The organism is Cellulosimicrobium sp. GQ32, from assembly GCF_059758455.1.
Map to the genome: position 1 here is coordinate 279,099 of NZ_JCAXEP010000001.1, position 18,296 is coordinate 297,394.

Sequence of the window (18,296 nt, forward strand, 5' to 3'; positions counted from 1 at the left end):
GTCAGGGTCGGTGGCCTCCCGTCGCCGTACCCCGGAACGCGAAGACGAGGACGCGGACGGCGAGCACGGTCCCCACGAACCCGAGCGCCGCGCCGAGGACGGCGAAGAGGCGCAGACCCTCGACGAGCTCGGGGCCGGAGTCCGCGGAGACCAGCACGACCGCCGCCACGACGGCCGCGGCGGCGATGACCGTGGACACGACCTGCTGCACCAGACCGGTGACGAACGCGCGGTCGTCGGGGTGGGCGAACGACCGGACGTTGACGGTGAGCCGCCCGGCCTCGACGTCGCTCGTGATCTTGGCGAGGCGGCGCGGCAGCCGTTCGAGCTCGGGCGCGAGGCCGAGGAAGAGGCTCGTCGCGCGCTCGCGCAGGCCCTCCGGCGTCACGACGCGCCGCACGAGCGGCTGCGCGGTCGCACGGGCCCCGGCGACGAGGTCGAACCCGGGGTCGATGAGACGCAGCGTCCCTTCGAGCGACGTGAACGTGCGGAACGCGGCGGCGACCTGCGACGGCACGGCGAGCCCGGCGTCGGTGACGAGTCGGAAGAGCGCGGTGAACATCGCGCCGCTCGCGCCCGCGCCGCGGAACCGCACGATCACCTGCCCGACGGCGCGCTCCAGGCGGCGCACGTCGAGGTCGGCCGGGGCGTCGAGCAGCTCGAGCAGCGCGTCGGTCGCGGCGACGGCGTCGTCGGCGTCGACCGCGAGCAGCACGGCCGCGAGCGCCAGGCGCTCGGGCTCGCCGAGACGCCCGACGGAGCCCATGTCGAGAAGGCCGAGGCGGCCGTCGTCGGTGACGAGCACGTTGCCCGGGTGCAGGTCGGCGTGGAACGTGCCCGCGACGAGCACCTGCTCGAGCGTCGCGGTGAGAAGCTGAGAGGCGAGGTCTGCTCGCACGGCGTCGTCCAGGGCCGCGAGCACGCCTGCCGCACGACCGACGGGAACACCGTCGAGCCGCTCCATGACGAGCAGGGTCGTGCCCGACAGCTCGGGGTAGACCTCCGGGACGCGGACGCGCGGACCCACCGCCACACCGCCGTCGGCGCCGCCTCCGTCGCCGTCGGGACGTCGCTCCCCCACCGCGCCCCGCTCGAGCGCCGCGCGCAGCGCGAGCGTGTTCTCCAGCTCGACCGTGTAGTCGAGCTCCTCGCGCAGCGACGCCGCGAAGCCGTCCGCGAGGTCGACGACGCCGAGCGACCTCCCCCACGCCGTGTCGCGCTCGATGCGGCGCGCGAGACGACCGAGGATCGCCAGGTCCGTCTCGACCTGCGCCCGCGCGCCGGGCCGCTGCACCTTGACCACGACCTCCCGTCCGTCGAGCAGGCGAGCCGCGTGCACCTGCCCGACCGACGCCGACGCGAGCGGCTCGGGCGAGAACTCGGCGAACGCCACGTCGATCGGGCGCCCGAGCGCGCCCGTGACGGCCGCCTCGACCTGCGACCACGGCGCGGGCGGGACCTCGCTCTGGAGCGTGGCCAGCGCGTCGGCGAACGTGGCGGGGAGCAGGTCGCGCCGCGTCGACAGGACCTGACCGAACTTCACGAACGTCACGCCCGCGTCGCTCAGCGCGTCGCGGAGCGCGGCGGCCTGTCGACGCTGGTCGGTGCGCGAGAGCCGCGACCCGTCGGGCTGCCGCGCCCCACGCGTGAGCGCCCCGCCGAGGCCGTGCCGCACGCCGATCGCGAGGATCTGCGCGTACCGCCGGGTCTCGCGACGCCCCTGCCGCAGGCCGCGCAGCGCGCGCCACGGGCCGGGCACCGAGCCGGTCGGCACCAGCAGCTCGAGCACGAGCAGCACGCACAGCCCCAGCACGAACGCCCACGCGAACGCGAGGACGATCGCCACGAGCGCGACGCCGGGCGCGACGGTGAGCGTCCCGTCCGGGCGCGACCAGCCGATGTCGAGCAGGCCGTTGGTGAGCACCCACGACGTGACCGTGAGCATCGCGAGCGCCACCACGGCGGAGCGGACCCAGCCGACCGCGGCCCCCATGACGCGCCGCGCCGTCGCCGCGAGGAGGACGAGCATGACCACCGTGGAGACGACGCCGACGAGCCCGACGAAGAATCCGGAGACGACCTGCATGACCGCCACTCTTCCCGACGGTGCCGCGGATCACCACCACGGCGCGCCACTGGGACCGGCGCCGCGCCCCCGGGACGGGCAGCGCGTCGCCGGGCGCGGCATGATGGAGCTCCCCGACAGGTCGGAGCCCCGATGACGAACGTCGACCTTCTCACCGACGCCCACCTCACCCACGCCCGGACCGCCCCGAACGGGCGCAGCGCCGAGGTCGTGCTGCACGACGGGCCTCTGCGCCAGACGATCCTCGCGCTGCGCGCGGGCGTCGAGCTCGGGGAGCACAACTCGCCGCCCGCGGCGTCGATCCAGGTGCTGCGCGGGCGCGTCCGCGTCACCGCGCTCGGCGAGGGCGACGTCGAGCTGGGCACCGGCGAGCTGCGCGTCCTCACGCACGAGCGCCACGCCGTGGGCGCCATCGAGGACTCGGCGTTCCTCCTCACGACGGTGACGAGCATCCCCGACGCCTGAGCGACGGCACGACCCCCCGTCGAACCCGGGATCTCGGGTCACCGGGGCTCGGCCGTGCCCGGCGACCCCGGGTTCGGCGGGTCGTCAGCGGCGCACGGCCAGCGCCGCGAGGGTGAGCGCGACGACGTCCTCCGCGACCGCGCCGGGCCAGTCGGGGCGTGAACCGACGGCGAGGCGCCGCCAGGCTGCGCCGCCCCACGTCCCGACGGCCGCGCCCGCGGCGCCGGCCACCGCGGCGGCGACGACGCCCGCCGGGCCCGTGCGGTGCCGGGCCAGGAGGATCCCTCCGGCCGCACCGCTCCCGAGCCGGACCACCGGCCCGGGCGGGTCGAGCCGACTCGGCGTCCGCGGCAGCTTGTCGCCCACCATCTCGCCCACGACCCCGGCGACGGCGCCGGCCCGCGCGAGCAGGCCGGGTCCGCCGGACCCGCCGCGCGACCTGCCCCCGACCCACCCCGCGAGCACCGGCGCCGCGGCGCCGAGGCTGCTGCGCGACCCCGCGGCGACGCCGAGCGCGAGCGCTCGGGCGAGGAGCGCCGTCGTGCCGGGCGTGGGTGCGGCACCGTGAGACGTCATGGGTTCCTCCTGCGGCACGTCGGCCGTGCGGTGGGTGGCGGTCTCGTCGAACGTAACCGCTCCGGGCGCGGCCCACCCGGGGTGCGGGAGCGGTCCCGCTAGCCTGGGTCCGTGCCCGGACCCACTCTGAGCGAGGTCGCGCGCGACGCCGGCGTCTCCCTCGCGACCGCTTCCCGCGCGATCAACGGGAGCGCGAACCGCACGGTGCGCCCGGACCTGCGAGAGCGGGTGCTGGCGTCCGCCCGGCGGCTCGGCTATTCGCCGGACCCGAGCGCGCAGGCCATGGCGCGCGGCCGCACGACGAGCGTGGGCCTCGTGGTGCACGACATCGCGGACCCCTACTTCTCGTCCCTCGCGGCGGGGGTCGCCGACGCGGCCGACCGCGACGGGCTGATCGTCACGCTCACGAGCACGCGGCACTCGCCGGAGCGCGAGCGCGCGTTCGTCGAGCTCATGGACCGCCAGCGGGCGCGGGCCGTCGTGCTGGGCGGCGGGCGGCTCGCGGAGGACGCCGACGGCGCGCTGCGGGCCGCGCTCGAGCGCTACCGCGCGTCGGGGGGCGGGGTCTCGCTCGTGGGCCAGCCGCTCGGCGACCTGCCCGCGGTGGAGATCGCCAACGCCGACGGCGCCGCGGACCTCGCGCGCGCCCTCCACGGCCTGGGGTACCGCGCGTTCGGCGTGCTCGCGGGCCCCGCGGGCCACCGCACCGCGCTCGACCGGGCGCGCGGCTTCACCGAGGCGCTCGCCGCCCTCGGCTCGCCCGTCCCCGCGGACGCGGTCGTCGAGTGCGCGTTCACGCGCGACGGCGGCCACGGCGGGATGGGTGAGCTGCTCGACCGCCTCGGGCCGGGTCCGCTCAGCACGGGCACCTCGCCTCTCGCCGTCTTCGCGGTGAACGACGTCATGGCGGTCGGCGCGATGGCGGCGGCGCGCGAGGCGGGCCTACGCGTCCCCGAGGACGTGGCCGTGGCGGGCTTCGACGACATCGTGACCCTGCGCGACGTCACGCCCGCCCTCACCACGGTCCGCATCCCGCTCGCCGAGGTCGGGGAGCAGGCCCTCGCGCTGGCGCTCGCGCCGCCCGAGGACGACGCCGAGCCCCGGCGGGTCGAGGTCCGCGGCGAGGTCGTGGTCCGGGAGTCCACACCCCCGCTCTGACGTCTCCCTGTTGACGCGGGAAAACGGTTCCCCTACGCTCGCGGAAAGCGCATTCCGCGTCCGGCGAACCGCCGGACGCCCGACCGACGACGGAGCCGATCGATGACCACCACCCGAACCCTGCGGATCGCGATGAACGGCGTGACCGGCCGCATGGGGTACCGCCAGCACCTCGTCCGCTCGATCCTGCCGATCCGCGAGCAGGGCGGCGTCGAGCTCCCCGACGGCACGCGCCTCCAGGTCGAGCCGGTGCTCGTCGGGCGCAACGAGACCAAGCTGCGCGAGCTCGCCGCGCAGCACGACGTCGAGCACTGGACCACCGACCTCGACGGCGTGATCGTCGACCCCGCGACCGACGTCGTCTTCGACGCCTCCATGACCGCGCTGCGCGCCAAGACGCTCACCAAGGCGATGCAGGCCGGCAAGCACGTCTACACCGAGAAGCCGACGGCCGAGACGCTCGCCGAGGCGATCGACCTCGCGCGGCTGCGCGAGGAGACCGGGGTGACCGCCGGCGTCGTGCACGACAAGCTGTACCTGCCCGGCCTCGTCAAGCTCCGCCGCCTCGTCGACGAGGGCTTCTTCGGCCGCATCCTGTCGCTGCGCGGCGAGTTCGGATACTGGGTGTTCGAGGGCGACCACCAGGCCGCGCAGCGCCCGTCGTGGAACTACCGCGCCGAGGACGGCGGCGGCATGACGACCGACATGTTCTGCCACTGGAACTACGTGCTCGAGGGCATCCTCGGGTCCGTCAAGACCGTCACCGCGCAGACCACGACGCACATCCCCACCCGCTGGGACGAGCGGGGCACGGAGTACGCCGCGACCGCCGACGACGCCGCGTACGGGATCTTCGAGGTCGAGACGCCGGGCGGCGACCCGGTCGTCGCGCAGATCAACTCGTCCTGGGCCGTACGCGTCTACCGCGACGAGCTCGTCGAGTTCCAGGTGGACGGCACGCACGGCTCCGCGGTCGCGGGACTGCGCAGGTGCGTGGCGCAGCAGCGCGCCCACACCCCCAAGCCCGTGTGGAACCCCGACCTCCCCGTCACGGAGCCGTTCCGCGACCAGTGGCTCGAGGTCCCCGCGAACGCCGACCTCGACAACGGCTTCAAGGCCCAGTGGGAGGAGTTCCTGCGCGACGTCGCCGCCGGCCGTCCGCACCGCTACGACCTGCTCTCCGCGGCGCGCGGCGTCCAGCTCGCCGAGCTCGGGCTCCGCTCGTCCGCCGAGGGCCGCCGGCTCGACGTGCCGGAGATCGTGCTGTGACGGCGCCGACGACCGAGGCTCCCGGCGCGCGCGAGCTGCGCGACAGGGACGGCAGCGGCGCCGTCGTACGCCTGCCCCGCTTCGCCGACGACGGCCGCGTCGCCGGGACCGAGGTGCGCGAGCTGCTCGTGCCCGGCCCCTGGACGACGCCGTCCGCGCCCTTCACGTCGCGCGTCGCCTTCGCGGCCGCGCACGTCGTGCCGCACGTGGGCGCGGAGAACGTTCCCGGGGCGCCGGCCGTCGTCGACTGGGACACCACGCTCGCCTACCGGCACCGGCTCTGGGAGCACGGGCTCGGCGTCGCCGACGCGATGGACACCGCGCAGCGCGGCATGGGCCTCGACTGGGCCGCGACCCAGAAGCTCGTGCGACGCTCGGCGGCCGAGGCGCGGACCGTCGGCGGTCGCGTCGCGTGCGGCGCGGGCACGGACCAGCTCGACCCCGCCGTCGTCGCGGGCTGGGAACCGGGCGACCCCGCCGCGCTCGCCGCCGTCACCGACGCCTACCGCGAGCAGGTGCACGTGGTGCAGGACGCGGGCGCCCAGGTGATCGTCATGGCGTCGCGCGCGCTCGCGCGCGTCGCCCGCTCCCCCGAGGAGTACGCGCACGTCTACGACGCCGTGCTGGCCGAGGCCGAGTCGCCCGTGATCCTGCACTGGCTCGGCACGATGTTCGACCCCGCGCTCGCCGGGTACTGGGGCACGGGCGACGACGTCGCCGCGGCCACCGACGTGTTCGTCGACCTGGTCCGCGCCCACCAGGGCCGCGTCGACGGCGTGAAGGTGTCGCTGCTCGACGCCGGGCACGAGAAGGACCTGCGGGCGCGCCTGGCCGCGCTCGACCCGGGCGCCGGCACCGCCGCGCCGGGTCCCGTCCGCCTCTACACGGGCGACGACTTCAACTACCCGGAGCTCGTGGTCGGTGACGGACGCGCGCACTCCGACGCGCTGCTCGGCATCTTCGCGGCGATCTACCCTGCCGCGTCCACAGCGCTCGGCGCGCTCGACGCCGGGCACCCCGACCGCGCGCACGCGATCCTCGCGTCGACCGAGGCGCTGGGGCGCCACGTGTTCGCCGCGCCGACGTACTACTACAAGACGGGGATCGCGTTCCTGTCGTGGCTCAACGGCACCCAGCCCGCGTTCCAGATGGTCGGCGGGCTCCAGTCCGGGCGCTCGGTCGCGCACCTCGTCGCGCTCGTCCGCCTCGCGGACCGGGCCGGGCTCCTGCTCGACCCGGACCTCGCCGCGCGTCGCACGCGCACCTTCCTCGAGGCGAACGGGGCGTCGTCGTGACCGCCGCGGGCGCGCCCGACCTCTCCCGCTGCTCGCTCAACACCGCGACGGTCAAGCGCGCGACGCTCGAGGAGGCGGTCGCGCTCGCCGCCGAGGCGGGCTACGGCGCCGTCGGGCTGTGGCGCGACCGCGTCCAGGAGATCGGCGCCGACCGGGCCGCGAAGGTCGTCGCGGACGCCGGGCTGCGCGTGTCGTCGCTGTGCCGGGGCGGGTTCCTCACCGCGACCGGCGCGGAGGACGTCGCGGCGGCGCTCGACGACAACCGCCGCGCGATCGAGGAGGCGGCCACGGTCGGGACGCGCGAGCTCGTGCTCGTGGTCGGCGGGCTCCCCGCGAACGGGGTGCCCGGGCAAGGGCCGCGGCCCGACGCCGGCTCGACCGACCGCGACGTCGTCGCCGCGCGCGGGCGCGTGGCCGACCGGCTCGCCGACCTCGCGCCGTTCGCCGCGGACCACGGCGTGCGGCTCGTGCTCGAGGCGCTGCACCCGATCTTCGCGGCGGACCGCGCAGTGCTCTCCACGCTCGGCCAGGCGCTCGACCTCGCCGCGCCGTTCGACCCGGCGGTCGTCGGCGTGGTCGTGGACACGTACCACGTGTGGTGGGACCCCGACCTGCGGTCGAGCGTCGCGCGCGCCGGTGCCGAGGGGCGGATCGCGGGCTACCAGGTGTGCGACTGGATCCTCCCGCTCGCCGCCGACCCGTTGCTCTCGCGCGGGTACGTGGGCGACGGGTACGTCGACTTCGCGACCATCACCCGGTGGGTCGCCGAGGCCGGGTACACGGGCGACGTCGAGACCGAGATCTTCCACCGGGAGATCTGGGACGACGACCCGCGCCGTGTCGTCGCGACCGTCGCCGACCGGTACGCCCACCACGTGCTCCCCTACCTGACCACCGTCTGACACCACCGTCCGACCCGGCGGACCGGGTCACGACCCGTCCGCCGAGCACAGCCCGTGCGCGGCTCGGCACCCTCCCGCCGAGCCGCGCACGGGCTGTCGTGCGTCCGGCGCCGGCCCGTCCGAGGGGTTGACGCGGCGGGCACGCCGGGGCATGATCGGGAGCGATGGATACCCCATGGGGGTATCGGGAGGAGGAACGGTGGACCACCGCAGGGAGCACGGTCACGGCACCGACGCCACGCGCCACGCGTCGCACCCGCACGACGCCGGCCAGCACGAGGGCCACGAGCACAGCGACGCCCGGTCGGTCACGACGGAGGACCACGCGCACGCCGACCACGCCGGGCACGGCACGTCGGACCACGCGGAGCACCACGCGTCCGGTCACGCCGGTCACGACATGTCCGGCCATGCGGGTCACGAGGCGTCCGGCCACGCCGGCCACGACATGTCCGGCCACGGGGGCCACGCCGGGCACGGCGACCACGTCGGGCAGTTCCGTCGCCTGTTCTGGGTCATGCTCGCGCTCGCGGTGCCCACCGTCGCGCTGAGCCCGATGTTCGCCATGCTCCTCGGCTACGACCTGCCCGACGCGGCATGGCTGCCCTGGGTCTCCCCCGTGCTCGGCACGGTCATCTTCTTCTGGGGCGGACGCCCGTTCCTCTCCGGCGCGGTGAGCGAGCTCCGTGGTCGCAAGCCCGGGATGATGACGCTCATCTCGCTCGCGATCACGGTCGCCTTCGTCTCCTCGCTCGGGGCGAGCCTCGGGCTGCTCGCGCACGAGCTCGACGTGTGGTGGGAGCTCGCTCTCCTCGTCGTCATCATGCTGCTCGGCCACTGGCTCGAGATGCGCTCGCTCGCCCAGACGGCGTCCGCGCTCGACTCGCTCGCCGCGCTCCTGCCGGACGAGGCGGAGCGGGTGGCGGACGACGGGTCGGTCACGACCGTCGCGCCGACCGACCTGCGCGTGGGAGACCTGGTCGTCGTCCGCCCGGGCGGGCGCGTGCCCGCCGACGGCGAGGTCGCGTCCGGGTCCGCGGACGTCGACGAGTCGATGATCACCGGCGAGTCGCGGCCCGTGCGCCGCACCGTCGGAGACGCCGTCGTCGCCGGCACCGTCGCGACGGACGACGCGCTGCGCGTGCGGATCACGGCCGTCGGCGAGGACACCGCGCTCGCGGGCATCCAGCGGCTCGTCGCCGACGCCCAGGCGTCCTCGACGAGGACGCAGCGCCTCGCCGACCGCGCCGCCGGCTGGCTGTTCTGGTACGCGCTCGGCGCGGCCGCCCTGACGATCGGCCTGTGGCTCGTCTTCGGCACGCCCGAGCAGGCGCTGATCCGCGCGATCACCGTGCTCGTCATCGCGTGCCCCCACGCCCTCGGCCTCGCGATCCCGCTCGTCGTCTCGCTCTCGACCGAGCGCGCCGCGAAGGCCGGTGTCCTGGTGAAGGACCGCCTCGCTCTGGAGCGCATGCGGACGGTGGACACCGTCCTGTTCGACAAGACCGGGACGCTCACCGCGGGCGAGCCGGTCGTGGCGCACCTCGCGACCGCGGGCGCCACCACCGAGGACGAGCTCCTCGCGCTCGCCGCCGCGGCCGAGGCCGACAGCCAGCACCCGCTCGCGCGGGCGATCGTCGACCGCGCGTCCGAGCGCGGCCTGGACGTCCCGCAGGCGACGGAGTTCCGGTCGCTCACCGCGGTCGGCGTCGAGGCGACCGTCCCGGCCCCCGACGGCGCGCGACGCGTCGCGGTCGGCGGTCCCGCGCTCCTGCGCGAGCGGGGGCTCGACCCCCTGCCCGACGCCGACGCCTGGGCGCACGACGGCGCGACCGTCCTGCACGTGGTGGTCTCGCCCGCGGCGGGGCACGACCACGCGACGGGCGAGGTCGTGGGCGCGTTCGCCCTCGCGGACGCGATCCGCCCCGAGTCGCGCGAGGCCGTCGACGCGCTGCACCGGCGCGGCATCAAGGTCGTCATGATCACGGGCGACGCCGAGCCGGTGGCCCGGGCGGTCGGACGCGAGCTGGGCATCGACCAGGTGTTCGCGGGCGTTCGCCCCGAGGACAAGGACGCGAAGGTCGCCGATCTCCAGCACGACGGCCGCGTCGTCGCGATGGTCGGCGACGGCGTCAACGACGCCCCCGCGCTCGCGCAGGCGGACGTCGGCATCGCGATCGGCGCCGGCACTGACGTCGCCATCGCGTCGGCCGGGGTGATCCTCGCGAGCTCCGACCCTCGCGCCGTGCTGTCGATCATCGAGCTGTCGCACGCGTCGTACCGCAAGATGCAGCAGAACCTGTGGTGGGCCGCGGGCTACAACATCGCGGCGGTGCCGCTCGCTGCGGGCGTGCTCGCCCCGGTCGGGTTCGTCATGCCGATGGCGGTGGGCGCGATCCTCATGTCCGCCTCGACGGTCATCGTGGCGCTCAACGCGCAGCTCCTGCGCCGCATCGACCTCGACCCGGCGCGGCTCGCCTCCCGGTGACCTCCCCGCCCCCACCCACCCCGCCGAACACGACATGAGGGACGGAAAGGGCCGTTTGACGACCCTCATGTCGTGGTCGACCAGGAGGAACGTCGTGCTCGCTGCGAGACTGGGCGGGTGACCACGCCGACCCCCGACCGGCTCGTCGCCGGCGTCCTGCTCACGCCTGGCGCCGGCGCGAGCCGCGACCACCGCGCGCTCGTCGCGATCGACGACGCGCTCGCCGCGCTCGACCCGCCCGTCCCCGTGCGCCGCGTCGACTTCCCGTACCGGACCGCGGGCAAGCGGATGCCCGACCGTCCGCCCGTCGCGATCGCCCACGTGCGCGCCGAGGCGGAGGCGTTCGCCGCCGAGCTCGGCACGACGACGGACCACCTCGTGCTCGGCGGCCGCTCGTACGGCGGGCGCATGTGCTCGATGGCCGTGGCCGAGGGTCTGCCCGCCGCGGGACTCGCGCTCGTCAGCTACCCGCTGCACCCGCCGGGCAAGCCCGAGCGCCTGCGCACCGAGCACTTCCCCGACCTCCGCGTGCCCGTGCTCCTCGTGTCGGGGCGCACGGACCCGTTCGCGACGCCGGACGAGCTCACCGAGCACACCGCCGCGATCCCCGGTCCGGTGACGCGCGTCGAGCTGCCGGGCGCGCACGACCTCAAGGGCCAGGACGCCGCGGTGTGCGAGGCGATCGTCACGTGGCTCGGGACGCTCGGCCGACCGAACCCGTAGGCGCACCTCAGCGCCGTCCTCGTCGGACGCGGAGCACGGCCGCGTCGACACGTGGCGGCGGCCGGAACGCCGAGCGCGGCACGGGCCGCCCGACCTCGACCGCCCAGCCCCGCGCGGCGCGCCCCGCCGTGCCCTCGCCCGCGGCGATGCGCCGCGCGGCCTGCCGCTGCACGACGACGTCCGCCGCCACGAGCGCGGATCCCCGGGCGAGCACACGGGCGAGCAGGGGCGACGTCAGCCCGAACGGCGGGTTCGCGACGACGCAGAACGGGCGTCGCGGCAGGCGCAGGTCGGCGAGGTCGACCTCCAGGACCGTCACGTCCGCACCGGCGAAGTGCTCGCGCAGGGCGCGGGCGCGGCCCGGGTGCAGCTCGACGGCGAGGACGCGCGCGCCCGCGGCCACGAGGTGCCGCGTGAGCGCCCCGTCGCCGGCCCCGAGGTCGAGGACGAGCTGACCGGGACGCACCCCGGCGTCGTCGACCACGCGCGCGGCGTGCTCAGCGGTGAGCGGGTGCCATCCCCACTCGCGTCGCGAGGCCGGCCCGGCCACGACGCACCATCGTCATGAAGAACATGTCGGCCACGCTAGGACGGCGCGAGCGTCGCCGTCGAGCGAATTGTCCGGGCTCGTGACAGGGCTCACCGTCGGCTCTCCGCCGGTTCTCCGTCGGCTCACCGGCGGCGTTCCGACGGCGAGCCAGGACTGCGTACGATGTGCCGCGGACCACGCCCGAGCCGACCCGGAGGTGATGATGCGCGCCGCTGGCCGACTGCTCGCCCTCACGACCCTGGGGGTCGTCACCACGGCGCTCGCCGCGTCGCCGGCGGTGGCCGACGACCGCGACGGCGGCGGCGGGCTCACCGTCACCGTCGACACCGTGTCGTTCGACGCGAGCCGGCTGCGCGACGCCTCGGGGTGGCTCGGCTACATCGTCACGGCCCCTGACGGGTCGCACGCGCGCAACCTCGGCGACCGTTACTCGCGGGAGGACGCGGCCGACGGCCTCCTGGAGCTCGACGTCCCGCAGCGCGGGCCGTACAGCGACGGGTACTGCGTCAGCTGGGTCCTCGTGACGGGCATCGACCGGCAGTTCGCCGGGTGGAACGGCGACGCCGCCGTCTGCACGACCGCCGCCACGCCCCCGCCCACGACGCCGCCCCCTGCTCCCGCGACGGAGGCCCCCGTCGAGGCGCCGGTGGTCGAGGCGCCGGAGCCGGTCGTCGAGGCACCCGTCGAGACGGCGGAGACGCCCGAGCCCGAGGTCACCGAGGAGCCGACGCAGGAGCCGACGACCGAGGCCCCCGTCGAGCCCACCCCCACCGAGACGCCCACGACGCCCCGGCCGGAGCCGTCCCGCACGCCTCTGACGTCCGCCGCGGAGCGCATGGCTCCTCCCCCGCCCGCGGAGGCGGCGTTCCCGACGCTCGCCGTGGTCGGCGTCGGCGGGCTCGTCGCCGCGGCGGCGGGGGGAGCGATCCTGCTGCTGCGCCGCGTCGGCTGAGCGCTCAGCGCGTGCGCGGCGCCGCGCTCCTGGACGCGCGGCGCTGCCACCGCACCAGCTCGTCGACGTCCCCGGCCGTGTAGTCCGGGTCCGACGGGTCGTGCGCCGCGACGGCAGGGCGCCGAGAGCGTGCGGCGTGCGCGGTCGTCGGACGCGTGGCACGCGGGGTCGGCAAATCGGTCTCGCGGAGCGTCGCCGGGCTCTCGACCATCGTGGGCCTCGTCTCGTCGGGTGGCATCGGCACGAGCCAAGCCCGGGAACGCGTCCGGCCGGTGACGACAGACCGTCCAGCAGGCGAACAGTCGGCGGAGGCCCGGCGGCATCCCGGGCTAGGCACGCGACGCGAGGCAGGGAGCCGGTGAGCTCTCGCCCGCCGGTACGCGCCAGAGCCGCGCAGCTCATCCCTGCCGGCCGGTGCCTCCGAGCGGTGCGGCGCTCCCGGAGGAGACGCGGCGCTTGCCTGCGCGCTCGGCGAAGTCGTCGAGGGCAGCGAGAATCTCCACCGCCGACCACGTGAGTCCGTGGCGATGGACGCGGGTCTCGTTGACGATCCCGGCCTGTGCCAGGACATCCATGTGGCGGCGGACGTTCGTCGGGCCGATGCCGAGCTCGTCGTCCAGCACCTTGGCGTTGACGACCGGCTGGCGGGTGAGCAGGTCCGCGACGTCGTAGGTGCGCGCACCACGTCGCACCGGGATGCGCTCGTCCCAGCCGGCCCGGATCGATCGCACCTGCTCCACCAGCTGACGCCCGTTCGCCACTGCGCGAGTGCTGGCCTGGACGAACTGAAGGACGATCGCCGCGGGGTGACCTGCGCGATAGGTGGTCAGTGCTGCGTAGTAACTGTCGACGTCGGCCAGGAGGCCTGCCGACAGCGGCATGGTGACGTTCCGGGTCAGGCCTGAGCTGTGCATCATCGCCTGCACCAGTGCGCGCCCGGTGCGACCGTTACCGTCGGTGAAGGGGTGGATGGTCTCGAACTGGGCGTGCGCGATCGCTACGTGTGCCAACGGGACGACGTCGGTGCGGGCGACGAAAGCGACCAGGTCAGCAATGGCCCCCGGAACCCGCTCGTGGTGCGGGGGAACGAAGTCCGCTCCCGCGGGCGAGGTGTCCGAGCCGCCGATCCACACCTGCTCGGTGCGCCAGCGACCCGCCTGCTCCGGGTCGTCGTCCCGCAGGAGCGCGTGGTGCATCCGCAAGATGGCGGACTGGTCAGGCTCGTCGGACAACGCGAGCGCCGCACGCATCGCGTGGGTGTTGGCTACGATCGTCGGGGCGTTGGAGCCCTGCTTGGCGGCACCGAGCTCGGCCATGGCGATAGCGCGGGCTGATGCGGTCAGCCGTTCGATCTTCGACGAAGCGGCCGACTCGCTGCGCAGCAGGACCGCGGAGAAGGGTGCGAGCTCACCGCCCATCTCGGCGTCGAAGCGCGCGATCGCCCGGGAGGCTTCGTCTGCCTCGGCAACGAGGTCGCCGGGGAGCTCCACAGGCAGCGTGGCGATGGGCGGAACGATCGCTGCGGCGTACCGTCGTGCAGGCGCGCGTCCCATCACTCCCGCGCGGGCGTAGCGCCACTCGAGCTCTTCGAACGTCAGGGAGGGCCATCGCATCTGATCACTCACCACGTTCACAACATATCATTTGGTCGATAACTGATAAATAAGTACGAGCGATTGTTCTCAGTTGCACGCCTGCGCCGGAGGAGCGAGTCAGCAGCTTCACCGAGGTCTCGTCGCTTCCCGATGGGGGCGAACCGACCGGTCGCGGGCGGGAGCCACGCCGCGTGGCACGCACCGCCGAGTCCGCCGGGTCACGAGCCCCGGGGAGTCTTCAGCGACCAACGCGCTGCTCGTCGCCGCAGGCGCTCTGGCCCGGACATGACTGAGGCCCGGAATCGTTGAGATTCCGGGCCTCGTCGGAGCCGCCTAAGGGAATCGAACCCTTGACCTATTCATTACGAGTGAATCGCTCTGCCGACTGAGCTAAGGCGGCGTGCTACGTCCCGGTCCGCTCCGCGAACCGCTGGCAACGAGCGCCTACTGTACCCAACGACCGGGCCAGATTCCAAAGCGGCCCCGTGGGCCGCCGTCGGGCGCCGTCCGGGTCAGCAGCGCAGCCCGTCCTCGGGCACCGTCCCGTCCACCAGGTAGGCGTCGACGGCGTCGCTCAGGCAGTCGTTCGCGCGTCCGTAGGCGGTGTGCCCCTCGCCCTCCCACGTGAGGAGGACGGCCGAGTCGAGCGTGTCCGCGAGACCCTCGGCCCAGACGTAGGGGGTGGCGGGGTCGTTGGTCGTGCCGATGACGACGATCGGCGCGGCGCCCTCGGCGTGGAGGTCGAACTCCTGGTCCACCACCGGGTACGCCCACCCGTCGCACGTGAGGCCGCCGAACGCGAAGAAGTAGCCCATCGTGGGCGCCGCCTCCTCGAGGCGCTCGAGCTGGGCCTGCATCGCGTCGGGGTCGTCGTCCTGGCGCCCGTCGAGACAGTTCACGGCGCGGAACGCCTCCGACGAGTTGGACGAGTACGTCCCGTCGGGGTTGCGGTCGTTGTAGAAGTCGGCCAGGTAGAGCAGCAGGTTGCCCGTGCCCTCCTCGAACGCCTCCGTGAGCGCCTGCGTGAGCACCGGCCAGCTCTGGTCGTTGTAGAGCGTGACGGCGACGCCGTAGAAGCCGAGCGTCTGCGTCACGCGACGCTCGGAGTCGGTCGGCAGCGGGTTCGACTTCGCGGCGTCGAGGAGCGAGCGGATCTGCCGCATCCCCGCGTCGGCGTCCCCGCGCAGCGGGCAGTCGCCCCCGGCCTGGCAGTCCTCGACGTATGCGCGCAGGGCGTTCTCGAAGCCGACCGCCTGCTGCTCGGAGATCGTGTCGGGGTCGAGGCTCGTGTCGATCGCGCCGTCGAGCACGAGGCGCCCGACCTTGTCCGGGAACAGCCCCGCGTACGTGGCGCCGAGCTGCGTGCCGTAGGAGTAGCCGAGGTAGGCGAGCTTCTCGTCGCCGAGCACGGCCCGCAGCATGTCCATGTCGCGCGCGGCGCTCTGCGTGTCCACCTGGCCGAGCAGGTCGCCCGTGTTCTCGGCGCACGCGTCGGCCCAGGCCCGCCGGTCCTCCGCGAGCGCCTCGAGCCCCGCCTCGTCGGTGTCGAAGTCGCGGGACAGGGACTCGTCCTTCGCGGCGTCGTCGAGGCACACCACGGGTGCGGACTGGCCGACGCCGCGCGGGTCGAACCCGACGAGGTCGTAGGCCGCGGTGACGCGCTCGCCGACCGTCGGGGCGAGGCTCGTGACGAAGTCGATCCCCGAGGCCCCCGGCCCGCCCGGGTTGGTCAGGAGCGAGCCGATGCGCTCGCCCGTCGCGGGCTGCCGCTTCACCGCGAGCTCGATCTCGCCCGCCGCCGGGTCCTGCCACGAGAGCGGGGCGCGCGCGGTCGCGCACTCCCAGCCCGCGCCGCAGTCCTCCCACGCGAGGCTCTGCCCGTAGAACTCCTCGAAACCCTCCGGCCCGGTCTCGCCCGTGCCGGACGCGGAGGTCGCGACGTCGTCCACGGCGGTCTGCTGCTTGGGCGGCGCCGAGCACGCACCCAGGACGAGAGCCAGCACGAGGGTCGCGGCGGCGACCAGGGGACGTCGAGCAGCGCGGGAGGTGGGCGTCGTCACCCGCACACGGTAGCCGCTCGGCGGGTGCACGCAGGACGGTCCCGCCAGGGCGGGACCGTCCTTTCACGCGCTCTTCACCGCAGGGACCGGCTACTCCTCGACCCAGGCCGACTCGCCGGTCGCACCGTCCGCCGCGGGCGGGACGACGACGGTCCCGCGGTCGCCCAGGACGACGCTCACCTCGCCGCTCGCATCCACGTCGTCGGGCACCCCGACCACGGAGGTCGCGGGCACGTAGTCCATCGTGCACGGCGTGTCCGGGGCGACCTCGACGAACGTCACGACGACGTCGCCGCCCTGGACCGCGGCCTCGTCCTCCGCGAGCACGGGGCACGTGCTCGACCCGTACGTCACGACGAAGAGCAGCCCCGGCTCCGCGCTCCACGCGGCGCCGGTCCCTCCCTCCGTCGGCGCGTCGACGCCGGGCGGCAGGCCCGTGCCGTGCGCACCCGCCACGACGTCCATCGTCCCGGCGTCGGGCAGGCCCTCCTCCGCGGACGCGTCGTCCGACGGCTCCTCGGGCGCGTCCTCGCTGGGCTCCTCGGACTCCTCCGAGGCGGACGTGCCGTCCCCGCCGCCGTCGGTCTCGGAGGCGCACGCCCCCAGGAGGCCGACAGCGAGGACGAGCGAGAGCGCGGACGCGGCGCGAGCCGTCCGGGAGACGGGGCGGCGGACGGGAACCATGAGGACTCCTCGGTCGACGACGGGTGGCGCGACCATCGTGGTCCCTGGGGGGCGGTCGTGCGCGGCGAACCGCGACGCGCCGGACGATCGTGACCCGACGGTGACCCGGGGTGGGAGCATCCCAGCATGGACGCTCCGCTCACGACGCCCGGCACCGGGCGGCCCCCGCTGCCCTGGGGCCTGCGCACCGACCTCCGGCGGCACGGCGACGGCGGCGACTCGAGCCGCGTCGGCTACGTCGAGCTCTTCTTCGACCTCGTCTTCGTCTTCGCCGTCACCCAGCTCTCGCACGGCCTCATCGCACACCCGGGCGGCGAGGCGCTCGCCCACACGCTGATCCTGGGCGTCGCCGTGTGGTGGGTGTGGGTCGACACGATGTGGGTGACCAACTGGCTCGACCCCGAGCGCGCTCCGGTCCGCGCGATGCTCGTGGTGCTCATGCTCCTCGGCCTCGTCCTCGCGAGCGCGATCCCCGAGGCGTTCGGCGACAAGGGCCTGCTGTTCGCCGTGATGCTCGTGTCGATGCAGGTCGGACGCAGCGTCTTCACGATGGTCGCGATGGGCCGCGTGTGGCCGGAGAACGCGGTGAACTTCGTCCGCATCACCACGTGGCTCGCGATCTCGGGAACGGCGTGGGTGGCGGGCGGCCTCGTCGAGGAGTACCGGCTGGTCCTCTGGGCCGTCGCGGCCGCGATCGACGTCGCCGGTCCCCGCGCCATGTTCTGGCTGCCCGGCCTCGGCGCGTCGCGCGCGAGCACGTGGGTCGTGCGGGGCGAGCACATGGCCGAGCGCGTGAGCCTGTTCGTCATCATCTGCCTGGGCGAGTCGATCATCGTCACGGGTGCCGCGTTCGCGGAGCTGCCCCTCGACGCGACGACCGTGTCCGCGTTCTGCTCGGCGTTCGCGAGCACGGTGCTCATGTGGCTGCTCTTCTTCGACCGCTCCGAGCGGCGCGCGACCGAGTACTTCACGTCGCGCGACGAGCGCGGCATGGTGGCGCAGACGGCGTACACGTACGTGCCGTTCGTCATCGTCGCCGGGATCGTGCTCACCGCCGTGGCGGACGAGCTGGTCCTGCTGCACCCGCTGGGTCACGACGGCGCGGGCCACGCCGACGCGTGGACCGCCGGGCTCGTGTGCGGGGCGGCGGCGACCTACCTGGTCGGCAACGCGCTGTTCCGTCGCGCGACGGGCGGGAGGTGGTCGCTCCCGCACCTGGCGGGGGCCGCCGCGGTCGCGGCGCTCTTCGGCGCGCACGCGTGGCTGACGCCGCTCGCCCTCAACTGGACCACGGACGCCCTCCTCCTCGCCGTCATCGTCGGCGACGTCGTCCGGGCGAGGCGTCGGGAGTCGGTGCCGGACCCGGGGTGATCCGCACCGAGAGACGAGGTACGGCACCTTCGCGCGCTTCACCCGGCTTTCGCCAGGCGCAAACCCCCCATCGTCGCTAGGTTCGCCCTGTTGGTGCGCGGCAGCCGGCCGTGCTCCGGGTA

At 74.8% G+C, this 18,296-nt stretch carries 15 protein-coding genes and 1 tRNA gene; 9 read left to right on the plus strand and 7 right to left on the minus strand.

The features are described from left to right. Nucleotide 1: 1 nt before the first annotated feature. Complete coding sequence (locus AC6CH9_RS01080; RefSeq protein ID WP_498153250.1) at nucleotides 2-2,086, minus strand: ABC1 kinase family protein; 2,085 nt, start codon at nucleotides 2,084-2,086, stop codon at nucleotides 2-4. 132 nt (nucleotides 2,087-2,218) lie between these two features. Between AC6CH9_RS01080 and AC6CH9_RS01085 the strand changes: the two genes are divergently transcribed. Beyond that, entirely contained in the window at nucleotides 2,219-2,551 is a 333-nt protein-coding gene (locus AC6CH9_RS01085) for a cupin domain-containing protein (protein WP_053369479.1), read from the plus strand. 84 nt (nucleotides 2,552-2,635) lie between these two features. On the opposite strand, the gene AC6CH9_RS01090 is transcribed toward AC6CH9_RS01085, so the two are convergent. Further along, complete coding sequence (locus tag AC6CH9_RS01090; RefSeq protein ID WP_498153251.1) at nucleotides 2,636-3,127, minus strand: hypothetical protein; 492 nt, start codon at nucleotides 3,125-3,127, stop codon at nucleotides 2,636-2,638. Nucleotides 3,128-3,238: 111 nt separating this feature from the next. Here AC6CH9_RS01090 and AC6CH9_RS01095 point away from each other — a divergent pair, with 111 nt between their 5' ends. The 6 genes from AC6CH9_RS01095 (at nucleotide 3,239) to AC6CH9_RS01120 (ending at nucleotide 10,962) form a co-directional block, all read left to right on the plus strand. Continuing rightward, nucleotides 3,239-4,285, plus strand: coding sequence for a LacI family DNA-binding transcriptional regulator (locus AC6CH9_RS01095; RefSeq protein ID WP_498153252.1), 1,047 nt, complete (start codon nucleotides 3,239-3,241; stop codon nucleotides 4,283-4,285). Nucleotides 4,286-4,387: 102 nt separating this feature from the next. Then, the gene (locus AC6CH9_RS01100; protein WP_498153253.1) at nucleotides 4,388-5,554 is read left to right on the plus strand and encodes a Gfo/Idh/MocA family protein; all 1,167 of its coding nucleotides are present in this window, start codon (nucleotides 4,388-4,390) and stop codon (nucleotides 5,552-5,554) included. Between the two features lie 71 nt (nucleotides 5,555-5,625). Beyond that, complete coding sequence (locus AC6CH9_RS01105) at nucleotides 5,626-6,849, plus strand: dihydrodipicolinate synthase family protein (protein ID WP_498153700.1); 1,224 nt, start codon at nucleotides 5,626-5,628, stop codon at nucleotides 6,847-6,849. Beyond that, nucleotides 6,846-7,751, plus strand: coding sequence for a sugar phosphate isomerase/epimerase family protein (locus tag AC6CH9_RS01110; protein WP_498153254.1), 906 nt, complete (start codon nucleotides 6,846-6,848; stop codon nucleotides 7,749-7,751). Before AC6CH9_RS01105 ends, AC6CH9_RS01110 begins: the two co-directional genes overlap by 4 nt. Nucleotides 7,752-7,950: 199 nt before the next feature. Then, a complete protein-coding gene (locus AC6CH9_RS01115; protein ID WP_498153255.1) occupies nucleotides 7,951-10,239 on the plus strand; it encodes a heavy metal translocating P-type ATPase in 2,289 nt (762 codons plus the stop codon). A gap of 117 nt (nucleotides 10,240-10,356) precedes the next feature. Then, the gene (locus AC6CH9_RS01120; RefSeq protein WP_498153256.1) at nucleotides 10,357-10,962 is read left to right on the plus strand and encodes an alpha/beta hydrolase family protein; all 606 of its coding nucleotides are present in this window, start codon (nucleotides 10,357-10,359) and stop codon (nucleotides 10,960-10,962) included. 7 nt (nucleotides 10,963-10,969) lie between these two features. Here AC6CH9_RS01120 and AC6CH9_RS01125 read toward each other — a convergent pair whose 3' ends face one another. Continuing rightward, the gene (locus AC6CH9_RS01125; RefSeq protein ID WP_498153257.1) at nucleotides 10,970-11,512 is read right to left on the minus strand and encodes a 23S rRNA (adenine(2058)-N(6))-methyltransferase Erm(C); all 543 of its coding nucleotides are present in this window, start codon (nucleotides 11,510-11,512) and stop codon (nucleotides 10,970-10,972) included. A 202-nt stretch (nucleotides 11,513-11,714) separates the two neighbouring features. Between AC6CH9_RS01125 and AC6CH9_RS01130 the strand changes: the two genes are divergently transcribed. Further along, entirely contained in the window at nucleotides 11,715-12,464 is a 750-nt protein-coding gene (locus AC6CH9_RS01130) for a hypothetical protein (RefSeq protein WP_498153258.1), read from the plus strand. Between the two features lie 398 nt (nucleotides 12,465-12,862). Here the strand turns inward: AC6CH9_RS01130 and AC6CH9_RS01135 are convergent, their stop codons facing one another. The 4 genes from AC6CH9_RS01135 to AC6CH9_RS01150 form a co-directional block, all read right to left on the minus strand. Further along, nucleotides 12,863-14,092 carry a Fic family protein gene (locus AC6CH9_RS01135; RefSeq protein WP_498153259.1) on the minus strand — a complete coding sequence of 410 codons (1,230 nt, stop codon included), beginning with the start codon at nucleotides 14,090-14,092 and terminating at the stop codon, nucleotides 12,863-12,865. Nucleotides 14,093-14,386: 294 nt separating this feature from the next. Next, nucleotides 14,387-14,459, minus strand: a tRNA-Thr gene (locus AC6CH9_RS01140). A 112-nt stretch (nucleotides 14,460-14,571) separates the two neighbouring features. Beyond that, nucleotides 14,572-16,119, minus strand: a complete 1,548-nt coding sequence (locus tag AC6CH9_RS01145) for an alpha/beta hydrolase (RefSeq protein WP_498153260.1) — start codon at nucleotides 16,117-16,119, stop codon at nucleotides 14,572-14,574. A 90-nt stretch (nucleotides 16,120-16,209) separates the two neighbouring features. Next, a complete protein-coding gene (locus AC6CH9_RS01150) occupies nucleotides 16,210-16,803 on the minus strand; it encodes a hypothetical protein (protein WP_498153261.1) in 594 nt (197 codons plus the stop codon). Between the two features lie 126 nt (nucleotides 16,804-16,929). Here AC6CH9_RS01150 and AC6CH9_RS01155 point away from each other — a divergent pair, with 126 nt between their 5' ends. Further along, on the plus strand, nucleotides 16,930-18,174 hold the full coding sequence (locus tag AC6CH9_RS01155) for a low temperature requirement protein A (RefSeq protein ID WP_498153262.1): 1,245 nt from the start codon (nucleotides 16,930-16,932) through the stop codon (nucleotides 18,172-18,174). Nucleotides 18,175-18,296 lie beyond the last annotated feature (122 nt).